Here is a 22,637-nt window from a genome sequence, read left to right as displayed (position 1 = left end):
GGCGGGTCGCGTGCGGCGATCGAAGCGGGTCGATCGAAGCAGGCAACCCAAGTGGGCAAGCGTCAGGCCGCGTCCACGGTTGCCCAACGTAGAGCATTTCCTCGAATCCCGCTAGAATTTTAGGAACGCAACCCGAGTCCGATCCCCCGCCACGAACATGCACCGTTGAGCTAACCTTGAATATTGTCTTCCTATCGACTGAAGCCGTCCCGTTTGCCAAGACGGGCGGTCTTGCCGACGTGTGCGGCACCCTTCCCTCGAAGGTCGCCGCCTTGGGGCATCAAACGGCGGTGATCATGCCGGCCTTTCGCAGCATTCGCAGCGCGGGATTGCCAATCGAGTCGACAGACACCAGTTTTGCGGTCCCCATGAGTCGGCAAAAACTCGTGGGAGCGAGGTTGCTCAAATCGCACTTGCCCGAACAGCAGGTGCCGGTTTGGTTTATCGACCAACCACAGTATTTCGACCGCGAATCGCTGTATGGGACCTCCACAGGCGACTACCCGGACAATGCCGAGCGATTTGCCTTCTTTTGTCGAGCCGCTCTGCAAACGATCGCGCGGCTTGAATGGCCGGTCGACATCGTCCATTGCAATGATTGGCAAACCGGCTTGATTCCCGCGATGATGGCGGCCCAGCCCGATGCGTCCCCTTGGATCAAAAACGCGGCCACCATCTTCACCGTTCACAATCTGGCCTATCAAGGACATTTTGATCGCGAAGCGTTTCGCTGGACCGGACTCGATTGGAAACACTTCAATTCCAATGAATTCGAGTATTACAACCACTTAAACTTCTTAAAAACCGGCATCATTAGTGCTGACATGATCACGACGGTCAGCCCCAAATACGCCGACGAGATCTGTGGACCCGAGCAAGGCTGTGGTCTCGACGAAGTGCTGCGAGGACGCTCGTCGCGCCTTTCGGGAATCATTAACGGGATCGATGAAGCCGTTTGGAACCCAGAAACCGACAAGAAGCTGGCCGCTACTTACGACACTCGGTTTTACAAACAAGGCAAACTCGCGAACAAGCGTGCCATCCAACATCGCTTCGGTCTAGAGCCCGACGAGTCGCTGCCCATGCTCGGGCTGGTCGGACGCCTCGCCAGCCAGAAAGGCTGGGACATGATTTTACCCGTGATCCGATCGCACCTAACGGAAGATCGCCCAACGCAATGGGTTGTATTGGGTAGCGGAGAAGCCCGCTACGAAGAAGAGCTTCGTAAGCTAGCACAAGCCTTCCCGAAGCACTTTGCGCTGTACCTCGGATTCAGCGACGAATTGGCTCATCAAATCGAAGCGGCCTCGGACATCTTTCTGATGCCGAGTTTGTACGAACCGTGTGGCTTAAACCAATTGTACAGTCTTCGTTATGGCACCATTCCGGTCGTTACGCGAACGGGCGGATTAGCGAATACCGTGGTCGATTGCAGCGACGCGACCCTCGCCGACGGCACCGCGACGGGATTCTTCGTGCCTGAGATGAACGCAGCATCGCTAGACGAAACAATCGGGCGAGCTTTACATTTGCGTTATCATGAAAAAGAAAAATGGGAACAAATTATCCAAACCGGAATGGCGCAAGATTTCTCCTGGCGGAACAGCGCGGACCAATACGTTGAACTTTACGCAAGAACGATTGCCCTTAAGAAAGGCACAGCTTTACCCGACTGCGAAGCTTCCGACGCACTGATTTAGTTTTCGTTCATTTTATCGCGCCCATGCACCGGAAAATCAGTTACGATCTCGTTCGATCCACGCACCCCCATGTGAGGCTGGTGCCAGCAGACTTGAACCTAGTCGGGAACGGTTACTTTGATCGACAACGCCCAAACGCGAAGCCGAAATCGAAGCACGATGCAGATGGATGCATCGGTTCGCAGTGTGACCGGTATTCGCAGTGCAACCGCGATCACGACGGATGCACGTGCCTGTGCCCAATCGCGAATGGATCCAATCACGGGTGATTGGACCATCTTTGCCCCTCATCGCGATTCGCGGCCGGATCAGTTCGGATCCGAACTTCGCAACTCACCCAGCGTTGGAATCGATTGCCCGTTTTGTGCTGGCGAAGAACTCTCCACCCCAGCCCCGGTTTGGGTTGCCAAAATCAACCCGGATGAAAGCTTTCAGGCTTTCGCTCCTTCACCCAACGATGGCCCCGCATCCCAATACGACATCGCGGATTGGTCGGTCCGTGTCGTTCCCAACAAATACCCTGCGGTAACAGGCACCGCGACTCGTGAACCTCTCCACGATCCCCCGGCACGCAGCAACCCGTTGTTTCTTAGTCGCGAGGTCGTAGGCGGACACGAGGTGATCATTGAATCACCAAGCCACGTTCAATCGATCAGCGAATTGGATTTGCCGGAAATCAAACTGATGCTGTTTGCCTACCAACAGCGTCTGCAATACTGGCGAAACCAGCCAGGCATCCAATACATCAGCGTGTTCAAGAATGTCGGTGGCGATGCGGGTGCTTCGCTTCAACACAGCCACAGCCAATTGCTAGCCACTGACCAAATGCCCAATTCGGTGGAAACGATCAACGAACGGATGCGGTCGCACCAAGCCCGCACGGGCTGCTGTTTGCAGTGTGATATCGTTCGCGCCGAACTGAAGCAAAAACAACGGATCGTGGCGCAGACGGATTCGCTTGTTGCTTACTGTCCTTATGCCAGCCATTTGCCGATGCTGCTTCGCGTGACGACCAAGGAGCACTTGGATCATTTTGACCAACTTCCTTTTGACGTGCTCGATGAACTCGCTCGATTGATCCAACGCATGACGGGCTGGCTTGAATCGCTCGTCCCCAACGCCTCCTACAACCTGCTACTTCACACACGTCCCCCGGGTGCCCACGGCAACCCGGACGCATTCCATTGGTCGCTGGAGTTCTTCCCGCGGATCTCACGCGTGGCAGGCTTCGAGTGGAGCAGCCAATGCATGATCAACACGGTACTTCCGGAGGTCGCAACGGAAAAATACCGCCAATGCGTCGCCGCCGAGAATCCTCGACGCGTGCTGTAGAGAACCCCGTTGCGGTTCCAAAACGAAAACACAGATTGGGTAAACGAATCGGATCGTTCTGACCGATACAAGCATCAAGAGTGCCGCGGTTCGTTGAACCGCACCGCCTAACGTTCGTGAAACCGAACGTTGGGGCCAAATCGGGGCACCTCGATTGCCATTGATCGACTCGGACCCTCCAACCCAATCAACAAGCCAATGACGCCGCACGCTTACCTGTGTTTGGTTCTCCACAACCATCAACCCATCGGCAACTTCGATGGCGTCTTCGAACAAGCCTACCAGGACAGCTACCTTCCGTTCTTGGAGGTTTTCGAGCCTTTTGAATCGCTACGAATTTCGCTGCATACCTCCGGCCCGTTGATGATGTGGTTGGCCGATCGGCACCCCGAGTACATCGACCGTTTGCGCATGCTTGTCGAATCGGGACGGGTTGAGATTATCGGTGGCCCGCAATATGAACCGATCCTTGCGATGTTGCCACGTCGCGATCGCATCGGGCAAATCCAGGCATACGGCAACTGGCTGCATCGAACGCTCGGCGTCCGCCCGCGTGGGATGTGGACGCCCGAACGCGTCTGGGAATCTTCGCTGACAAGCGATGTCGTTGACGCAGGCATCGAGTACACCGTGCTTGACGATTTCCACTTCCGCGCCGCGGGCCTTCGCGACCCGCAACTCACCGGCTATTACTTGACCGAAGATGACGGCCGCGTGCTGCGCGTCTTCCCAGGCTCCGAACCCCTTCGTTACACGATCCCGTTCCAAGCGGTCGACGCCACGATTGAGCATTGTCGCGAACAAGCGCACCGCTCGCCGGGCGTGGTCCTGACCTTCGGCGACGACGGTGAAAAATTCGGCACATGGCCGGACACCAAAGTTCACGTTTATGAAAACGGATGGCTGCGTTCGCTGTTTGAATCGCTGTGCGAAAATTCCGCATGGCTGAAAACGGTCACCCTCGAAGAAGCGGTTAGCCAAACCGCGCCGGTCGGCAAGGTGTACCTGCCCGATTGCAGTTACCGTGAAATGACCGACTGGGCCCTTCCGGTGGAAGCTCAAGAAACGTTTGACGACGTCAGCCACGCGATGGACGATCAACCGCAGTGGACAGAACTCAAAAACTTTGTACGCGGAGGCTACTGGCGCAACTTTAAAACCAAGTACGAAGAAACCAATGAAATGTACGCGCGGATGATGCACGTCAGCCGCCAACTTGCGGAACTCGAAGCGAGCGGACACGGCACTGGCGAGATCGCTCAAATTCGCGACGACTTGTATCGCGGACAATGCAACTGCCCTTACTGGCACGGCGCGTTTGGCGGTATCTACCTGCCTCACTTGCGCAACGCAGTGTTCCAACACTTGATTGCGGCTGATAACCAAATCCAGCATTTGGGCGGCGCAAACGAGCAAACCATCGAAGCCAGCGCTGCCGATTATAATTTCGACGGACTCCAAGAAGTCCGGTTGAGCAACAACCGACTCTGTGCCTGGATCGCGCCGGGGCGCGGCGGACGGATGTACGAACTTGATGTGCGTGACATTCAACACAACTTGTTGGCGACGCTGCAACGGCGGCCCGAAAGCTACCATCGCAAAGTGCTCGCAGGCCCCAACGATGGCGGTGACCAAGTGGCAAGCATCCACGACCGCGTTGTCTTCAAACAAGCCGATCTCGATCAACGACTTCAATACGATCGATTCGCTCGCAAGAGTTTGATGGACCATTTCTACGACAACGACGCCGACCTTCAAAACGTCGCACGCGGTGAAGCGACCGAACGAGGCGACTTTGTAGAACTTCCGTTCGAAACCAAACTGCGGCGCGGCTCCGATCGCGTTCAAGTCCAAATGCGACGCGATGGCAATGCCTGGGGAATTCCGATCACGTTGACCAAAGCGGTCACCATGTACGCCGGGAGCGATCGCTTGACGATCACCTACTTGCTTGAAAACGTGCCACAAAATCAACCGCTGCACTTTGCCATCGAGATGAACTTTGCCGGCCTGCCATCGGGTGCCGATGATCGTTACTTCTCGGATGTCAACGGCGATCGCCTCGGACAACTCGGTGAAGAACTCGACCTCGAAAATGCACTTGGCCTGAGCCTATCGGACCGCTGGCTCGGCATCGATGTCGCACTCGAGATCAATCGTCCAAGTAGTATTTGGGCGTTCCCGATTCAAACGGTTAGTCAAAGCGAATCAGGGTTCGAACTTGTCCACCAAAGCGTTTGCGTGCAACCTCACTGGATTGTCACCGGCGACGAAAATGGTCGCTGGAGTGTCGAGTTCGAACTGGCCGCTCGCTGCGAGCAAAAATCGCAAACCGTTCACGAACAAGAAGTGATCCGGCTGTAGTCCCCACATGTGAGCATGTGTTGAATTTGAGCCGCAGGCAATTTTCCAGTCAGCAACCCAACTGGATTTGAGCCACGAAGCGACGACAGGCAACCGCCCCGGACGTGAGTCCGGGGCGGTTGCCCATTTTGCCGAGCCCAAGTGCAAACACGGCGGACACCGACACCTCCGCGATGGCCATGATCACGTTGGTGACCCCACCTCCATCGACAAGGTCGCTTCGGTCAGATCCGCTTCGCCGCTGAATAGCCCCCGCGACCTATTCCGATGATCTTCACTCTTTCGAGACGCTTTCACTCTTTCGAGACTTCGGCATCCCGCACTGACTCGCCCACGGCATCGCTTGCATCGGAGCCGTTGCCCAACAATGCCACTCGCGACACCTTCATTGCGATGTCGATTGCTACAACCCAGCAAGATCGATCGCCGCATCCGCTGATGATGCCGCGATACCGAGTGTGATGACACTCGCCAACGAGAGCATAACCAATTCCGAGTTGGCCGATCCGACGTCGTGACGTCCCAGCATGTTCGTTACCGTCGCATGCGAATCGCTTAGCACGCAGCACTCACCCCGCAATAAAAACACCTTCTTGCATCGTACGTGGCCCCCGATCGGTAACGAGCAAAAGGTTTAAACATTCCAAGCTAGATCCCCAGCCATCCAGCTCGAATCCGAATCTACCAACTTGGTCCTCCCGCTCTCCCTCGCTCGCCTCGACCGGCGAAGTGACGGAACAAATCGCAACTCGATCACAAGTTACGCAGCTCGCGGCCGAGGCTTCGCCGAGCATCGTTTACGATCTTCTTTTCTTCGCTTGGCTCTTCGGCCGGCGTGCTCTGTGTTTGCATCGGAGTCGAACCCGAGTTGGCATGAGGCGAGGCGGACACAGGCGAGACATCGGCAGCAAACATCGCGGTGAGTAACGACAGAACGAGTGAAGAGCGAAACATAATAGCGGTTTCCTATTTTCCAAAGAGGGTGTGGCAAACGCACGGCAGCGAGTCCGTCCAAGAACTCGGCGAAATTAGCGAGGATGCACGCGGTGTGCCAATTCGCCGCACCCCATAAACCGAACGATTTAAGCATCGCCACCGCGGGATGGTGCTCAAGTGAAGCAACAATTTGCAGATTGTGCCAATTTCTGCAGCTCCTCCGTTTCATCAGCCCTGGAATAACCGAGGCTTCCCCCAGAGCACAGCTCACTAAAAAATCTCTGCGGTTCTGATTCATCGTGTGAGCCAACATACTGACTCGACTTGTCCATTAGACGATCCTCTTCTTGCATCACTGGGCGATTTTTCAGTTTTGACTTGCAACAAGTCGTCGCCCTTCCTGAACAACAAGAAGAGATCGCCAAAGGAATCCCTATGAGCCATGTTGATAAGCTAAAGACTTCCATCGTGCTGCTGCTAGTCATTTTCGCCTGCCAGTTTCAATCCGCGTCCGCCCAGGATGTTCAGTGGACACACTCGCCCGAGCAAGCGGTTCAGTGGGCAAACCAATCGAAACGAATGATCATCGTATCGGTGGGCGCATCTTGGTGTCACTATTGCAAAAAGATGGATCGCGATGTCTGGCGAAACCCAACGGTGGCGAGGGCGATCGCATCGGAGTATGTGCCGCTAAAGCTAACTGACGATCAACATCGCAATTTGATCAAATCAATGCAGATTAGCGGCTATCCCGCCACGCTGATCTTCACTCCCGATCGGCGTTTGGTGGCTCGCATGGATGGTTATGTGGCCCCTGAGAAAGTGTTGCAAACAATGCAAACCCTTCGTGTCTCGATCCCGCCCGCCCCGCAGGTCTCTCGCCGTGTCAATCCACGGCTATAAATATGCCATCGTTTGTCACGGGTGATTCCCTTGATAAGAGCGAGCCAGCCACCGCATTTTACCCCACAGCCATTTCTTCGTCATCATTTCAAGAACGGTGAACGGTCTCACCACCCGCCGAGCCCTACCCAAGGCACGTGCTCTGTCATGTTTTGCAATTTGTTTTTAACAAGCAGCGAATTCCGCATCCTGCATTTCGCCCTGCCCTACAACACAAAACGCTCCAAAAACCAACGGTGTTTCTCTCGCTTGCTCCCGTGTCGGTCGATCCAGCCGAACGGTGACACAACCGTTAACCGCATTGAGCAGTCGAATTTCTGTCCCGTCGGAAAACGAAATACTTTGCCCCGTTTTACAACGCAGAACTAAAGCACGTGGCCCCCCGAGAGGATAGTACCAGTGACAAACCCCTTGGCACCGAACCCCCATCAACGTCGACGTAGCACGCTCGGGATGCATCGCGTCGGTGACCGTCAGAACCAACCGCACCTCCGCTGGAACGACCCGATCAACCGCGATCTCGATACCGTCGACGACATCACACGTTTCACCACGCTTTAGCTTCAACATTAACATACACACGCCTCCTTGAGATGAGTTGGAACGCCCAAGCCTTTTGAACCATTGAAGCCGGGGCGACCGACGTTGTCTGTGATACTTCTCACGCAAGACGGGCATTGATTTCGCCGGCATCAGACCACCAGGGTGATCGTGAACACCACAGTGATGGACATTGATAGGGAGCGTCCGCCATCACGCCTAGAGGGTCATGCATCCCCACCGGCCACGATGGGTCTTCATCTGTGAGCGTCGGGCTTAGAAAACGCCGGGCTTAGAAAACGTCGGGCTTAGAAAAATGACACCCTGACGCGTTCGCTAGCGACGCGGGATTTGCAGACATCCAAAATGATCCATCGACATCGACGACAAAATCGATTCGGATTGCGATTGCAGGGCAGGATTTAACTGCATCGCCATCGTTGAATGCTCCGCCGCCAAGCGTGTCTTTTGATGCTCGCGGTAACACTGTGCTAACAACAAATGATTCTCCGCGGACGGGGCGACTTCGACTAACTCGCGATACGCTTGTTCCTCCAACGTTCGCTGATCCAGTCGTCTGGCGGCAAACCCAATCCCCTTCCATGCACTCGCGAGGCTTGATTGCTTCGTGTCGCTCGCGGGTTGCGATTCCCAATACGCCACCGCCGCCTGGTACGCCTCTAAACTCGCCGACATCTGCTGCAGTCTCTGGTAGCACAGCCCCTTATAATCCAGACTGATCGGCTCGAAACGCTCGCCATGAGTCAAAGGCTCGAGTAGCCGCAACGCTTCCTGGTTTCGATCCAAGTGCATCAGCACCGTGATTCGACTCCCCAACGCAGCCACCGACGCTTCGGCAGCGATCGGCCGCCGCACGTCTGCCTTGAGCTTTGCCACGATCGCTGAGAGCTCCTGCTGAACCATTCGCACCGATTTCTGATGGACCGTTCCACCCGGATTCAACTGGGCGAACTGCGATGCTTGCTGATTCGCCAAGGCAAAACGGCGCGTTTCGAGTGATCGTTCGAGATCAATACGGATCCCATCGGCAACCGCATCCACATAGGCCGCGGGAACCAACAACGCCAATACACCGAGCATTGCAGCGGACAGCCACGCTTGCTTCACCAACACGGGTGAGCGGGGCGGTGTCATCACGGCCGCCCCCATCAACACCACGGACAACATCACAACGATTGCGATCGAGGCACGGCACACCGTCAGCGTGACGACACTTTGGTCAGGAAGCTGAGTGATCGACGCGGCAAACACCGCAATCGCCATTGCGGTGACGATCCCCCCCAATGCGATGACCAGTTTCTGCCAACGAGCAAGTTCACAAAACGACTGGGCCACCCATAACGCCAGTGGTAGCGCCGCCAAAAAGGCACAGCCGACCACGTCCCAACGTCCAAACACTTGCACGACACCGTCCGAGGCAAGCAGCATGCTAGAGATCACCACAGCTCCGATCGTCATCCCAAAATGGACGAGCCAGACCGGACGAAACGTAAACGGTGAGGGTGTCATGATGCGATCGCCGCTGAAGGGGAAGCAGTCGGTGACGGTTTACGCGACTTCCAAATCATGCCGTCAAAACAGTAATGCCAAAATGCGACCACAATGTTGACGAATACCCACAATTCAAAATAGCCTCGCGAAAGCAGGTAATTCCCCAGTCCAATCACGACCACAAAGATGACCAAGAACAGCAACCACATCTTGGAGAGTCGCGCCAACGCATTCGAGTTGCCCGGAGACCGCGTCCCGTTCATCGACCACGTGACGATCGACATGTATTCCAATGAATGAAAGACCGCCGAGGCCAGTGCTAGCTGAACCACCCATTGGTTGTTTTCATAATGTGAAGCCAATAAAAGGGACGCGAACAACGTCATCACACTCGTTAAATAGGCCACACTGGCCAACGACGCCTTAGCGGTCACGGCATACTGATAACACTGTCGCCCCACAAACGCCACCGGAATCAACAAGACAAACCAATCCACCGACGAAACCCATTGAAAGCCGTCGAAGGGACCTTCACTCCATCCCCAACCGGCAACGCGAGCGATCACGTAGAGCATGAAGCAACGAAACACCGCTTTCTCGAGCGACGGTGCCAAGGGCTTCGTCGCAACCGAACCGAATGTCCCCGGTGAACTTGATGGTGTGGACGCTTTAGATTTGCGTTGATAAATGCGAAACACACCGTGATGCTGGGACGCGAAATGCCACGCGTTCCAGATGTAATCGATCACGCCTAAACACAACAGCGATCCGGTGCCCATTTTTAAACAGAGACATGCGATCAGAATCGCGGTGCCAAACGCAAGAAATTGCCGACGTCGATCGATTCCTTTATGGTGGTCGACCGTGACCAAAATCAGGGTAATCCAGCGATGCGGTGCGGTCACAAAATAGATTTGCCAAAACAGCAAACTTTGATGCGTCGCAATCCCGCCCAAGCGGTCGACCAACAACAATAACGGCCAAAACGCGTTGGCGACAAAGAACAAATCGATCGCGGGCGAGAACAGAAATCCTGCCGCAACCGGAGTGCGTCGCGGCACCGAGGGCGAAGCCTCGCGACGGCGTACTTGCTCCGCCACGTCGACCGTGTTCGGCATGCGATCACGTTCGTCCACATCTGCGGGTACCGTCGAACGTGATTGATGCTGGGGTTGAGAAACAATCATCCAATCACTCCCCACCGTCATTGTGCGGCGAATCGCTCGCAGTGAGGCTGCCGGCGGAATCGACGCCGCGGAACTCGCCCGGGATCTCATCGGGGATCCGAATCCAGTGATCGTGAAACGAGATCCCTGCCGTCCACTCGACCGCCGGCATGTGGCACTCAATACAATCACCCACAGGCTGATGCGAACACTCGCTCGACGATGCATGTCCATGACATTGTTTGCATTGATCAATCGAGACGACACGATTGTGCGACACGGTATCGTGCGGGTCGTGGCAGGTGGAACAGGTCATTTTGTCGGGAGACTCTAGATAGCAGCGACTGCGTTTGATGCCATACGGTTGAAAACGCACCAATTCGTTAGGCGTTGCGTCGGGTTTGACCGAAGACTCATCGCGATGACAAGTGCTACAAGCATCCATGTAGGCCTCGGCGGTTTCATATTGCAGCATCGGTTTGGCTTCCTCAGCGTGCCCGAGATGAGCGAGCTCGACGTGTTTCTTCCGGGGCCCGTGACAACGCTCACAACCCACATTAGCAACCACCCAGGATTTCATGATCGGCAACGATGGTGGCGGCGTCAGCGTACTGTGGCACCCCAAACACGCTCGAATGTCGGCGGCATCCATTGGACGCCCAAAACATTCAATCGTCCCCGACGCAAAATTGTCAAAACGCTCATGATCTGGGGTCAATCCCAGCTGATCATTCGAGGAAAAATAGGACCACCGCAACTCCACCCCGCTCTGCGTCCTTTCGTCGACCGCGATCGGAGTCTGTGCGTGCGTTCCCGAACCGAGTAACCAGGTCACGGGAACCGCAACGCCGGCGGCATTCGTGACCTCTCGAACCAACAACGGGTCTTTGGCCCGTGAGAATTCAAAGACCTGGTCACGCTGTGGGTCTTGATAACGGCCCAACTCGACAAGTTTGCTTGCCAACGACGACTCATCAATCGGGGTCAACGTGCGAGAGTGTCCCGAGCGACGATGGGCCTGGAATTCTTTTTCATGACACTCGGCACACGCTTGATCGCCCGCGAAATTTGCTGAAATCAACTGATTCCATCCCGCCACCGCCTGCTGCAGCTGAGGCGGTAAGTTGCTGGAAAAACGTCGCGAAACATCCGTTGGACTTTCCGCCGAAGGATTCATACCGGGCATTGCCTCCGCGGTCACGACGGTAGCTTGAAACGCATCAATCACCATCCACAACAAACCCGCGGCGATACCCGCAAACACCAACGCGCCCCATCCCAGCAAGGCGCGAACACGAATGCTCTTCACAGAAGCTCGACTCGAGGAAAGGGAAACGTGATTGATCGAAATGTTCTCCAGCAGATTGTGTGCTCAGGGGGGGGCGGGCCGAACGGACCGCCCCCCTTTGTTTATCAGCGTTTAGCCAAGCGGAGCGTCTAGCCAAGCGGAGCGTCTTTGAGCTTCCAATGGCCATCGACTCGCTGCAACGTCCACAGTTGCTCGGTTTCGGTAACGGAACTCGCTTTACTGCGACGTCCATCTCGGGACGATGTCGAATAAACTCCACCAAAGATCTTGACGGGAACTGTCACACTATCTCCGTCAAACGTTGGCACTCCAGCAACCTGGTACCCTCGCTCTCCGTAATCTTTACGATTTTCAGGAGCGGCCCCGGCAACAAACGCACTGGCAAACATGGCATCATCACCGGCAAGATCGCCCAACCCTTCAACGCTGGCAAAGGCGTTCTGCTCTTCGGTCAACTTGACGGTAGCGGAGCCTCCACAACCAACTAGCGGAACCAGCCACAACGACAGAGCGATCACCAACAAACGTTTCAACTTCATTATTCAATCCAATAGCTAGGTAGTTTTTCCGCAACGAAGGCGGACTAAAAAGCCCCCACATTCAATCGCAGCGAGGGCAGTGGGTCACCGTTTCGATATGAGCAAAGAAAGTGCAAGAACGCGGCAACGTGTCACCGCGTCCTCCCTTCGGTTCCCTTTCTATTCCTGAATCACTTCACCACCTTGGGCCGTACTCATCGGTCTCCATATATTGAGGTTGTCGACCGAGTCGCTGACAAAGCGGACTCCCCCATCGGCCATCAAGACATTCACTCCACCGGTGTGATAGCTTCTCGCTGCGGCATAGATCGCCGCGGTGTCTCGCTCTTCTTCACATGCCAAGCGTGGCATCGAGTTATCGTCGGGGATATCGCTACCACAAGCGGCCAAAATATCCTTCTCGTCCGAGTTTGGACTTTGGAATGCGCTGAAGATCGTTCCTCCCATGGCGGGCGACATCCAAACGCCGCGAATATCGGTCGTTGACTCCGCAGCAATGATTTCACTCATCGCCATGGTATTGCTCAGCCCGTCGAGGAAGTCTCGGCTTTTCATCCCATTGCGATTTTGGAAACGATCCCCCGCGACACTCGGCTGTGGGATAATCTTTTCTTGAGTGGTCCAAAAGGTTCCAAACGCACCGCGTGTTTCTCGACTCTCCCATGACAACATGTCGCCGGAGCCCCAGCTGACGGCATAGTTATTGCCTTTGGCGAGCGCCTCGAGACCATAGCTGCCGTCCGAGAATTGACCGGTCACTACGGGAGCCGAAGGACACTGAGCGAACGCACCAAGTTGCTCGCGACCGAGATGATTCGTCGAAGCTAAAGCTTCACAGTGATCACAAGGATTTTGTTCATGAGAGAATGCTTTATCCTCTTCACAACTTTGGACCAATTCCCACATCGCGGGCTGTTCCATGTAGGGAAATAACATCGGCAACCAATGCCATCCCAATTCGTTTTGTCCGTGTTGCCAACCACCGGTTTTGTAACGGTTACTCGATTCGTCGTAGTTAACGTTCCCCGGAGGGAATGCTCCAAAAGCGGACATATGATTGTGCATCGCCAAGCCAAATTGTTTCATATTGTTTTGGCACTGCATCCGCCGAGCCGCTTCGCGAGCCGCTTGGACGGCGGGCAACAACAACCCCACCAGCACACCAATGATGGCGATCACCACCAGCAATTCCACAAGCGTGAAACCAGACCGTGAGCGGGCCTGGGTAACTTGGCCTTCATTCTGCCTAACGCACATTCAAAAATTCCTTGATCAAGACTGATTCAATATTTCAACACCAACGAGCGGAATTAAAGCGAGTGAGTGTTGCTTTTCAGCGCGGGAATGATGAAGGAATCTTTAAGATGCATGCCAACCAAGCCAACGGCGACCGTTCACCGCTCAGAACCGAGATAACGGCGACAAAAGCCTCGCTCAAGCCAGCAATAAAAAGCGAAATAAATAAAGCTATCCTGCCCCCCCCTGATCAACATCGAGTCAACCACGGCAATCCAGAGGGGACCAGGCATCCTTAGTTCAAGCTTTGACGCACCCCCGCGCTCGCGTCCTCGATAAAGAAAGCATCAAAATCGGGCGCTCCCTGGGCGGTTCCCTCCAGGTCGTATTCATCGGAAATCAGCGACCCAATGTGGGCCTGAAGCCGCTTGGCTCCTTCGGGCAGCGCGTGATGCGTTGCCACCTCGCTGGCAAAATTGATCAGGTCGTAGACACGCGCCTTGCTGGGCAAAATCCGGCGACGCTTATCACTCAGCGCTTCGAGATTGGCTAAGCCATACAACTCACTTAGATCTCCAGCCAAGTTGCGAAAACGGCCCATCAACCCATCACATGTCAGCTGTTGCTCTCGTTTTGCCTTGTCTAAGACGGCGCCAAGCTGCAAGCACTCATGCACCGATGCCCATGAATTCTGACTCGATTCAAACCGTTGGCGAATCGCCGCGTAGCCATCGCCGTTGTCAAACGACTCCAACGCTCGCGCGATGCAGTAATTCATTTGCTTACCCACCGGAATATCGCTCCGAAAGGCCTTGGCGTAACCAATCATGCCGTTCTGACACACCAGTCTCAACATCGACAAGAATAGTCGCGGGTGCCCATAACCATCGACCGGTGTCTCTAAACAAAAGCGATCGTGAAATTGGTCTCCGCCGATCTGCAGCGAACGCGAACCGCCGCGCGGCTCATGCGTGCTAATCACAAGCCCCTCGTGGTAGCGAACATCCTGGCCGCCGTAACGCTCCACCAACTCAGCGATCTCGTGATAACGTATCACGGGACGTTTGACGTTGGTAACGGCCAACAAGTGGCCTTCGGTTTCCCGTTCCCCGCCAGCATGCTCCGCAATGCAAAAACGGAACGCATCATCCGAGTTCTGCTGACTGATCCGCGAAAACACTTCCTCGGGCGAAAAGTATCGGAACACGTTTTCGGCAATTCCAAAGCGGGTAAAGAAGGAACGCCAAAACCGCCGCGAGGCAGTCACCAAGCGACCATCAATCTCAAGATTGCGAAGCATCACGCGTCCCTTTTCGGTACGCTCGACCTGACGAACCTTCAAATCGGAGACGGTGGCGAGCCCGTAGCTAAAACGGGGCCTAACTTTTGAGGACTGCATTTGAGGTGGGGTGATAACAGAAGACATCGCGAGCATACTCCGGTGGACGAGAAGCGAACAAAAGAAGAAAGGTCACGCGATCTATTGAACGCGTGAAAACCATGAACGTGTGGCTTTACTGCGATGCATTGCCACAAGCTTGGGGAGAGAAACCTCCGCTTCGGCCACACGATTGCGAGCAATCGCGGTCATCTGGTCCAGCATCCGATTGGGGCGAATGCTTCGCCATCCTTCATGGGTCCACAAATACTGTTCGGCTGCCGGGGCGGTGCGAAGTATTGGATGCGGCGTCCGATTGCACTGGACGACTTGCTTGATGGGAACTTGATGACAGGGCCGCAATACACGCCCCGCCATTTGAATTGTGCACCCCTTTCCACTGGGACGACAAAACACCGTTTGTAACTCCGGACAATCAAAACCTTCGGTCAGAATTGCCATGTTGATCAAGACCTGCGTTTTCCCCGAGGCAAAGGCTTCGATTTGTTGCTCACGATTGCTTGTTGCCGTAACAACTTCACAAGCCACCCCGGCTTGGCGTAACAACATGTACAACAAATCACACTCGGTTCGGCGATGAAAAAAGACCAACGATCGCCCCCAACGCTGGGGATCGCGAAGCAACAATTTTGCGATCCGGTTGGGGGTGTACTCGGGAATGGTGTAGTGGTGATACGGACTCAGATACCCATCGGCAATCAAGGACGCGATGCCGGCATCACGAATGACTTGATCAAAACAGAGTTTGATACGATCGCTTCGATAGGGTGTCGCGGAGAGCCCGAGCGTCCACGTCGGTTGGATCTGACTGTGCAGATTAGCCATGCTGGTTGCCGCATCATGCTGCGCCTCATCGACAATCAGCAAATCAACATCAGGAGGCGATTTTTCAAACATGCTGATCATGTGCATGCGCACGCCGAAACGGCGCGCTTGATTTTCGGCCTCGGCTTGCGCCAACAAATTCCGTCGCATGGCAACCCATCCCACACGCGCCCCGGTGACACGTTGGATCAACGCGGCGGTCGCCAACCCCATCACCGTTTTTCCACTGCCGGTGGGGCTTTCAATCAACACGCTCGATGCCTTCGCAGCAAGTTGGCCGTCACGCTTGAGATAAGTCCCCCCCAACATACGCACCGCGGATTCAATGATACGATGCTGGTAAGGCCGCGATTGAACCGCACACCCCGCAAACATTGCTCTGAGCGCGCCACGCACCCCTACCGAGAATCCGTCTAGCCGATTGGGGCTAAACCTTGCCTCGGAGTTCACGAAGACGGCCTCGGAGGGCACGGGGACGCCCCGATGCAACGGCGACGGGGACGGGGACGGCGACGGGGATTGCGAAACAGGTTCCAAAATCGAATCGGTCATCAGTACGCTCCTTCAGAGAGTCATCGAACGAGGATTTCCATGATGACCGCTAGCATTGGCTCGACCGACGTCCGACCGTGGTTCCGTCGAAGCCCACACGCATGCGACTGCCTGGGCGTCCAAGCTAAGCCCCCAATGGCATTCCAAGCGGGGTCATCACAGGTTGGAAGACAGCATCACCCGGAGCGATGACACGTCTGGTCAACACGGTGAGCCAAAAAAGAATTTTCTTGCGAAGCACGATCGGCACGTGCGGACGAGAGCGTCCGGAAGTCGCAAAAAACAGTATTCCCCGATCAGTTCACGGGGCACCGATTCTAAACCGCAGTGGAGTGCAGAACCTATTTATTCTGCGACTGGCCCTCTTCTTCCTCCGCCCCCTCTCCCTTGGCAGCGTCCTCGCCCTTGGCAGCGTCCTCGCCCTCGTCGACGTCCTCCTTGGCCCCCTCTTCCGGGCGAGCACTCTCGATACGGCCTCCGACGCTCAACACGCTCAACTCGTCACGGAGACGTTGCTTCAATTCATCCGCACCGGGAAACCCCATGTGAACGGATTCAATGATGCCCGACTTTCCAATCACAACGGTTTGTGGGATCGCATCGGCGCGGAACGAATCCGCAATTTTCCCCTTGGGATCCATCACGACATCCAAATCGAACTTTTGTTTCTCCAGAAAACGCTTCACGACTCCCGCATCTTCCCCCACATTCACCGCCAGGAAGATAACCTCTTTATCCGCGAACTCGCCTGTCACTTCGGTGATCACAGGGGTCGCTGCGGTACAGGGTGCACACCAGGTTGCCCAAAAGTCCATCACCACGACCTTGCCTTTCGCGGCATCCCGCGAGACGGACTTCCCCGCCAACGTCTCGCCCGTGAAGTCGGGCGCGGGCTCACCTAGCAACGGATGCACCGCGACCGCCCCCGCCACCGATTCGATGTAATCCGCTAGCGACTTGTACTCGGTGGCATCGTCGGCCGGGCGATACGCAAACAAGGAATCATTGACCTCTCCGGTCATGCGCCACGAAAGGAAGTCAAATTGGATCTGATACTTGAAATCTCGTGGCACTTGAACTTGCTTGGTCGCACGCAGCATCGCAGTCAAATCGACAAGCAACCGCAAAGGTTTGGTCGGCTCCTCTTCGCTTAGCCACAAATCCCAACTGACCGCATCGTTCTGGACCCCATGAACATGAATCGCGGGGACGCGTCCTCGGAACTTGGCACGGCTGACGATTTCAACCGACTTCATTCCTCCCAAAAAACTCAACGACGGATCGACCCCGGCCAACGACAACGCCATCACCGGCTCGGGGTAGGCCCCCATCGCAATCGGCAACGTCGCCACGGCATCCTGCAAATCAAGCGATTCGTCAACGCGAAAGTATGCCTCCGGAGAGAGCGCCACGACAATCTGTTTGCCGTCACAGTAAATCCGCGTCCGTTGTTCGGTTTCTTTTAGATAGATGGTGAACTTGTTCGGATGCTTCGAAGCGATTTGATAAGTCGCCTTCTGAGACTCAACGACTTTGCCTTGCACGAGCGACTCGGTCAACATCTCCACCGTCACTCGCGACACATCCGCATTAGCGATGGAGGCAAAAAAGGGTTGCAGAACATCGCGAACGTCATCGCGGAGCACAAACTCAGGTGCATCCTGCGGCGTGCCGTTCTGCTCCGGCGATGGCTGCTCCGACGATGGCTGCTCCGACGATGGCTGCTCCGGCGTGACGACCGGATCGCTCTCCGCAGGATCATCGGCCCAAGCAAAAAGAGGACTGGCTACAACGACAACAAGTAGAAGAACTCGAGTAAACATGTCAAACAGCTCCAGTAATCATGCGTGAGGCGAATGAGCGCATGATAGAGCGATTAAGCGGCGGTGACTACACTCGCCTGCACTCCGCTAGCGAACTGGACGCACGAGAGCACGACCGTTGTCAAAAAGACTCAAAATGGCGGGCGATCCGCCTCAGCCGAACCGAAAACGAGTCTCCGATGATCGTACCCGCCGAAAACAGGCTGACTTTTCCGGTCGCTGCTGCATCCCAATTCAGCAGTCTTTAGCTACGACCTCCGCTGCTAGCGGGTCACCTAGAACGTGTCGGGATAGATCACGAGCTCGATTCGGCGATTTGCCGATCGCCCCGCCGCAGTCGTATTAGGTTGGCGAGGATTATTGGCCCCCTGAGCCACGGTGAATAACTGGTTCGGCGGCATCCCCGCTCGACGCGTTAACAATTCGAGCACGGCGGCGGATTGCCCCGCGGCCAATTGATGACTGGTTGCAACTTGGCCTCCGTACAGCGGCGAATCATCGGTATAGCCTTCAATGCCAATCCGTTGACGCGGGAACAAACTCCGCAACTGAGCCGCAATCGGATCGAGTGTCATCGATGCCTGCGGCAACATCTGGTACGTGCCTGGCTGAAAAAGTTGGTCCGCGGGGACCACAATGCGAATCACATCGCCATTCTGCTCGACCGGAACTCCGCCAAGATTCAACCTGCTGGCGGCTTGAAGCAAATCGGTGTTGGCCCGAATCGAAGCCCCACCCCGCATCTGGCTCGACGCCTGAAACCCTCGCACTCGACTCTCGGCATCGGATGCGGCAATCGACGTTGACTCCAGCTTCGAGCTGGTATCGGAAAGTTGACGGCGAACTAGATCAAGCTCGTCTCGATAGACCAAAGCCTGTTGTTCACTCTGAGCGAGCTGGGTGTGGAGTTGACGGTTGTTATCGTCCAGCAACTGAACACGTCGATTCAACTCGGCAAGCCTCGCTTCGGTGGGATCAACGGCTGCCGCGACTCCACCAGAACCATTCCAAACACTTCCCGCGGAAGTTGCGAGGTAAGGGTTTTGGCTACAACCGAGCGTTCCCAACAACGCGACCAGCAGCAGAAAACTGCTCGATTGCTTCGCTATTTGATGGTGATGGTTCAAGAACATTGCTCGCTTTCCTGTACTGGATGGCGAATCCCGCCAACCCTTTCCTGAAACACACTAAAAGCAGCAACCCCCTCGTGACAAGAGCAGTTTTCAGGCAACCGGTATTTCGAGTCGCAATTTGCGGCGTCATTCACGAAGGACCCGGATAACCGAGAGGGTCAAGCCTAAACGGGAAGGTAGCTGCAAAACCGCATAAGCATCGTAAACGCGCCGCCGGAGACCGCCGCAGCACCAGGAAAATCGGCTCCCGCAAGAAAACTGCGTTCCTGAAACCTCGCAGCCCTGAACCCTCGCACTCCTGAAACCCCGCACGCGACTAGCGAGCTTACGCAATCGCCTCTCTTAGAGCCTCTTAGGCTGATCCCGACTTGCACAATGAAGTGCCCCGAGGCCCCAAATCAAATCTTGGCAATCGATCGCCTCGACGGTCGCCCCTCCGGCCAATTCACTCAACAACGACCGAGCGTGATCATCGGCTTGATGCTGACCAAAGCTAGGAACGAGCAATCGCTCACGCCCCAACATTAAAAAATTACAATAGCTCTCGGGAACTCGTTGGCCATCAATTTCGCGCAGCGCGGGGATCGGCAAACGATGGATTTGAACCTGGGGCTCCGTCGAACTGCCCCACAAACAAAGCTGACGATAATTTGCCTCAAGCGGCTCATGATTGGGGTCACTGGGGTCGTCACAGACTGCGACCACGATGTTCTCAGGATCGAGAAAGCGAGCCAATTGATCAATATGCCCGTCGGTATCATCCCCCACCAAGCCACCGCCGCTGAGCCAGACCACCTCGGACACCCCCATTTGCTTGCACAATTCTTCGCTGATCCTCTCGCTCGACCAGCCTGGATTTCGCGTTTCAGTGATCAAACATTCAGGCGTGGTCAGCAACCGTCCTCGGCCATCGGTTTCGATTGCCCCCCCTTCGAGGCACAACTCGCTACGAATTCGTGGAATACCGATCGCGTTACACATCAGCGCCGCGGCCGCATCGTCGTCATCCCAAGGGGGATATTTTCCGCCCCATGCATTGTAATGCCAATCGATTCCCACCATCCCCCCGAGGCTGGCATCATGCACAAAGGTGGGTCCATAGTCACGAACCCAGGCATCATTGGTGGGAGCGACAACCCATTCGATGCGACGATTTCCCGGCAGTACGAGCGCAGCACTTTTGGCCAGCGATTCAGGAACAAGAATCCGCACGGGGGTCGTTTCGGCCATCAGCCGAGCCCAGTTCGCAAAGAATAGGGGCATCCGATCAAACCGACCGGGCCAAGTTTCGAGGCTATGAGGCCAAGCGAGCCAGACCGCCTCTTGCGGCTCCCACTCAGCGGGCGTGCGACGATTCAAGCGGCGAACTCCACCTGGAAATCCGTTCAGTGGTCCAAGAACGACCTACTCGAACTTGATTTCTTCTTTGACTTTTTGAATGAAGTGAGGCGATTTCCCCCCCTTGCTCAGCTCGACCGCTCGCTTTTCGGCATCGTCTTTCTGATCGAATTCGAAAACCGCGACGCGTTTAAGATTCTGGCTGAACACGCCCCAGTAGAGTTTCAGGCGAACGTCTTCGGCCAGCTTTTTCTTGCTTTTCCGAGTCGAAGCCTTTTTCTTACTGGCTTTTTTCTTGGCCGTAGCCAGTTTTTCTGCAGCTTCTGCCTCTGCAGCTTTCGCTTTACGACTGACGACCTTTCGGGCCATGTGAAAAATGAGGGGTAGCGAGGAACGAATCGGGTATCATTTACGTTAGCTAGGGTAACCAGAAAGCAGCGAGTTGTCACCGGGGCAGCGAGCGAGCGAAAAAAAATGCTCCTCGCCGTTGCGAGCGGCAAAGTATCGCTATTCTTTTTCCGAATTCTCGCGTATGCTTATCGTTTGTGGTCGGGGTGACGATCAGTAAGATATTAGTCAGCAAACACCCACGCTCATTTGATTGAGCCCCGCACTTCCACTTTTCTACCGTTTACGGAGAGTCATCACGATGCAGGTTAGCGTCTCGACGCGTCACGGGAGTCTTCAACCAGGCGATCAGCAACTTATCGTTGAAAAAGCTGAAAAACTGCGAAGACTATTTGATCGAATTAACGCGATCGAAGTCACCGTCGACTTAGAAAACTTGGACAAACCCCGAGTGGAAATCCGAGTCTCTGCAGAACACGCTGACGAAAGCGTTGCGACCGCTGAGGCCACGACCGTGATCGCGGCGTTGGATTCAGCGATTCCCAAGGTGGAGCAACAACTGCGAAGAATCAAAGAGAAGAAAACCGGGCACCGCGCCACGGGACACAAACACATCGACACAACGGTTGACACCGACGAAGACTGAGAAATTGACCGAATTCCTCGGCCCGCTTCAGTCTTCTTATGCTTCAACCGCTCGGCATCGGCAACCATGGTTGGTTTGAAAACGCCATGATTCGCCTCGATTGCCTGAAACATTTATCTAATTGATTTCACAAAGGAATCACATCCTCATGAAGTTTGCAGACTTTATCAGCACCAAAGCCATTCGTGCGGACCTGAAGGCCGTATCGAAGGAAGAGGTCATCCAAGAACTCGTCCAGTCCTTACTGGATTCGGGCCAAATCGACGCAGACCAACAACAAGACATCATTTCTGCGATCATGAAGCGTGAAGAACTCGGTAGCACCGGGATCGGACGTGGCGTGGCGGTTCCTCACACGAAACACCCTAGCGTCCAAAAGTTGGTGGGCACGGTCGGTGTGAGCGTTGAAGGGGTCGATTTCGACTCCCTCGATGGCGAACGCGTGCAGCTCTTTTTCTTGCTGATCAGCCCTCCAGAACGCCCCGGCGACCACCTCCGAGCGCTGGAAAACATTTCTCGCCAACTTCGCGATGAAAACTTTTGCCGCTTCCTAAAGCAAAGCAAAACCCCAGACGACATCAGTCAATTGCTGCAAGAAGCGGATGACAACCAGTTCGTATCTGGCTAATGAGCACATCCCCATTTACTCGAATCGTTGTCGTCAAAAACCCGCAAGGGTTGCACGCGCGCCCTGCAGACCTGCTGGTCCGACTGGCTAGCCAGTTTGAATCGGTCATCTTGATCGGCAAGGGCAACGAGCAAGTCGACTGCAAAAGCATCCTGTCGCTGCTGACGCTCGGCGCCAGCGCTGGCACTGAGCTATCGCTCAGCGCCGATGGCCCGGATGCGGAAGCGGCGATTCAAGCGATTGCGGATCTATTCGAAGCCGGATTCGACGAACTAGCTAAATTCGACGAACCCGCAAAGACAGTCGAGGAAGACGTCAGGCCCGTTGCAGACCCTTAAACCATCTCAACGCCAATGCCTCAAGCTTGAGCGGCAGGACCCGATGGACAAAATCCAACGGAACCCCGAA

21 protein-coding genes are annotated in these 22,637 nt (G+C 55.3%); 7 read left to right on the top strand and 14 right to left on the bottom strand.

What is annotated here, in order from left to right:
* Nucleotides 1-176: 176 nt before the first annotated feature.
* The 3 genes from glgA to Pla52o_RS20495 all read left to right on the top strand — a co-directional run bounded on the left by glgA (nucleotide 177) and on the right by Pla52o_RS20495 (nucleotide 5,396).
* Nucleotides 177-1,700 (top strand): glycogen synthase GlgA, encoded by a 1,524-nt coding sequence (gene glgA, locus Pla52o_RS20505; protein WP_146596500.1) that lies wholly within the window; start codon nucleotides 177-179, stop codon nucleotides 1,698-1,700.
* 159 nt (nucleotides 1,701-1,859) lie between these two features.
* Nucleotides 1,860-3,032 (top strand): galactose-1-phosphate uridylyltransferase, encoded by a 1,173-nt coding sequence (locus tag Pla52o_RS20500; protein WP_146596499.1) that lies wholly within the window; start codon nucleotides 1,860-1,862, stop codon nucleotides 3,030-3,032.
* A 198-nt stretch (nucleotides 3,033-3,230) separates the two neighbouring features.
* Nucleotides 3,231-5,396, top strand: a complete 2,166-nt coding sequence (locus Pla52o_RS20495) for an alpha-amylase/4-alpha-glucanotransferase domain-containing protein (RefSeq protein WP_146596498.1) — start codon at nucleotides 3,231-3,233, stop codon at nucleotides 5,394-5,396.
* Nucleotides 5,397-5,799: 403 nt separating this feature from the next.
* Here the strand turns inward: Pla52o_RS20495 and Pla52o_RS20490 are convergent, their stop codons facing one another.
* A complete protein-coding gene (locus Pla52o_RS20490; protein ID WP_146596497.1) occupies nucleotides 5,800-5,985 on the bottom strand; it encodes a hypothetical protein in 186 nt (61 codons plus the stop codon).
* Nucleotides 5,986-6,149: 164 nt separating this feature from the next.
* Nucleotides 6,150-6,350, bottom strand: a complete 201-nt coding sequence (locus tag Pla52o_RS20485) for a hypothetical protein (RefSeq protein WP_146596496.1) — start codon at nucleotides 6,348-6,350, stop codon at nucleotides 6,150-6,152.
* Nucleotides 6,351-6,767: 417 nt separating this feature from the next.
* On the opposite strand from Pla52o_RS20485, the gene Pla52o_RS20480 reads away from it, so the two are divergent.
* Nucleotides 6,768-7,235 (top strand): thioredoxin family protein, encoded by a 468-nt coding sequence (locus Pla52o_RS20480; protein WP_146596495.1) that lies wholly within the window; start codon nucleotides 6,768-6,770, stop codon nucleotides 7,233-7,235.
* A 165-nt stretch (nucleotides 7,236-7,400) separates the two neighbouring features.
* Here Pla52o_RS20480 and Pla52o_RS20475 read toward each other — a convergent pair whose 3' ends face one another.
* From Pla52o_RS20475 to Pla52o_RS20420, 12 genes are all read right to left on the bottom strand, one after another.
* Nucleotides 7,401-7,811: a hypothetical protein gene (locus Pla52o_RS20475; protein WP_146596494.1), complete on the bottom strand. Its 411-nt coding sequence runs from the start codon at nucleotides 7,809-7,811 to the stop codon at nucleotides 7,401-7,403.
* Nucleotides 7,812-8,111: 300 nt separating this feature from the next.
* Nucleotides 8,112-9,305, bottom strand: a complete 1,194-nt coding sequence (locus tag Pla52o_RS20470) for a tetratricopeptide repeat protein (RefSeq protein ID WP_146596493.1) — start codon at nucleotides 9,303-9,305, stop codon at nucleotides 8,112-8,114.
* On the bottom strand, nucleotides 9,302-10,474 hold the full coding sequence (locus tag Pla52o_RS20465; protein WP_231612508.1) for a hypothetical protein: 1,173 nt from the start codon (nucleotides 10,472-10,474) through the stop codon (nucleotides 9,302-9,304). Before Pla52o_RS20465 ends, Pla52o_RS20470 begins: the two co-directional genes overlap by 4 nt.
* A 4-nt stretch (nucleotides 10,475-10,478) precedes the next feature.
* On the bottom strand, nucleotides 10,479-11,762 hold the full coding sequence (locus Pla52o_RS20460; protein ID WP_231612507.1) for a multiheme c-type cytochrome: 1,284 nt from the start codon (nucleotides 11,760-11,762) through the stop codon (nucleotides 10,479-10,481).
* Nucleotides 11,763-11,890: 128 nt separating this feature from the next.
* Nucleotides 11,891-12,301, bottom strand: coding sequence for a hypothetical protein (locus tag Pla52o_RS20455; RefSeq protein ID WP_146596492.1), 411 nt, complete (start codon nucleotides 12,299-12,301; stop codon nucleotides 11,891-11,893).
* Nucleotides 12,302-12,460: 159 nt separating this feature from the next.
* Nucleotides 12,461-13,558, bottom strand: coding sequence for a DUF1559 family PulG-like putative transporter (locus Pla52o_RS20450; protein ID WP_146596491.1), 1,098 nt, complete (start codon nucleotides 13,556-13,558; stop codon nucleotides 12,461-12,463).
* 274 nt (nucleotides 13,559-13,832) lie between these two features.
* The gene (locus Pla52o_RS20445) at nucleotides 13,833-14,936 is read right to left on the bottom strand and encodes a DUF932 domain-containing protein (RefSeq protein ID WP_231612506.1); all 1,104 of its coding nucleotides are present in this window, start codon (nucleotides 14,934-14,936) and stop codon (nucleotides 13,833-13,835) included.
* A gap of 81 nt (nucleotides 14,937-15,017) precedes the next feature.
* Complete coding sequence (locus Pla52o_RS20440) at nucleotides 15,018-16,313, bottom strand: DEAD/DEAH box helicase (RefSeq protein ID WP_231612505.1); 1,296 nt, start codon at nucleotides 16,311-16,313, stop codon at nucleotides 15,018-15,020.
* A 341-nt stretch (nucleotides 16,314-16,654) separates the two neighbouring features.
* Nucleotides 16,655-18,136 (bottom strand): redoxin domain-containing protein, encoded by a 1,482-nt coding sequence (locus Pla52o_RS20435; protein ID WP_146596489.1) that lies wholly within the window; start codon nucleotides 18,134-18,136, stop codon nucleotides 16,655-16,657.
* A gap of 275 nt (nucleotides 18,137-18,411) precedes the next feature.
* On the bottom strand, nucleotides 18,412-19,269 hold the full coding sequence (locus tag Pla52o_RS20430) for an OmpA/MotB family protein (protein ID WP_146596488.1): 858 nt from the start codon (nucleotides 19,267-19,269) through the stop codon (nucleotides 18,412-18,414).
* A gap of 342 nt (nucleotides 19,270-19,611) precedes the next feature.
* A complete protein-coding gene (locus Pla52o_RS20425) occupies nucleotides 19,612-20,628 on the bottom strand; it encodes an agmatine deiminase family protein (protein ID WP_146596487.1) in 1,017 nt (338 codons plus the stop codon).
* 45 nt (nucleotides 20,629-20,673) lie between these two features.
* Nucleotides 20,674-20,976 (bottom strand): hypothetical protein, encoded by a 303-nt coding sequence (locus Pla52o_RS20420; RefSeq protein ID WP_146596486.1) that lies wholly within the window; start codon nucleotides 20,974-20,976, stop codon nucleotides 20,674-20,676.
* A 280-nt stretch (nucleotides 20,977-21,256) separates the two neighbouring features.
* Between Pla52o_RS20420 and hpf the strand changes: the two genes are divergently transcribed.
* The 3 genes from hpf to Pla52o_RS20405 all read left to right on the top strand — a co-directional run bounded on the left by hpf (nucleotide 21,257) and on the right by Pla52o_RS20405 (nucleotide 22,567).
* Nucleotides 21,257-21,601, top strand: coding sequence for a ribosome hibernation-promoting factor, HPF/YfiA family (hpf, locus tag Pla52o_RS20415; RefSeq protein WP_146596485.1), 345 nt, complete (start codon nucleotides 21,257-21,259; stop codon nucleotides 21,599-21,601).
* 148 nt (nucleotides 21,602-21,749) lie between these two features.
* On the top strand, nucleotides 21,750-22,229 hold the full coding sequence (locus tag Pla52o_RS20410; RefSeq protein ID WP_146596484.1) for a PTS sugar transporter subunit IIA: 480 nt from the start codon (nucleotides 21,750-21,752) through the stop codon (nucleotides 22,227-22,229).
* Nucleotides 22,229-22,567 carry an HPr family phosphocarrier protein gene (locus tag Pla52o_RS20405; RefSeq protein WP_146596483.1) on the top strand — a complete coding sequence of 113 codons (339 nt, stop codon included), beginning with the start codon at nucleotides 22,229-22,231 and terminating at the stop codon, nucleotides 22,565-22,567. The genes Pla52o_RS20410 and Pla52o_RS20405 overlap by 1 nt, the downstream gene beginning before the upstream one ends.
* Nucleotides 22,568-22,637 lie beyond the last annotated feature (70 nt).

The sequence above is a fragment of the Novipirellula galeiformis genome, assembly GCF_007860095.1.
GTDB lineage: Bacteria > Planctomycetota > Planctomycetia > Pirellulales > Pirellulaceae > Novipirellula > Novipirellula galeiformis.
This window is presented reverse-complemented; position numbering and strand designations above follow the sequence as displayed.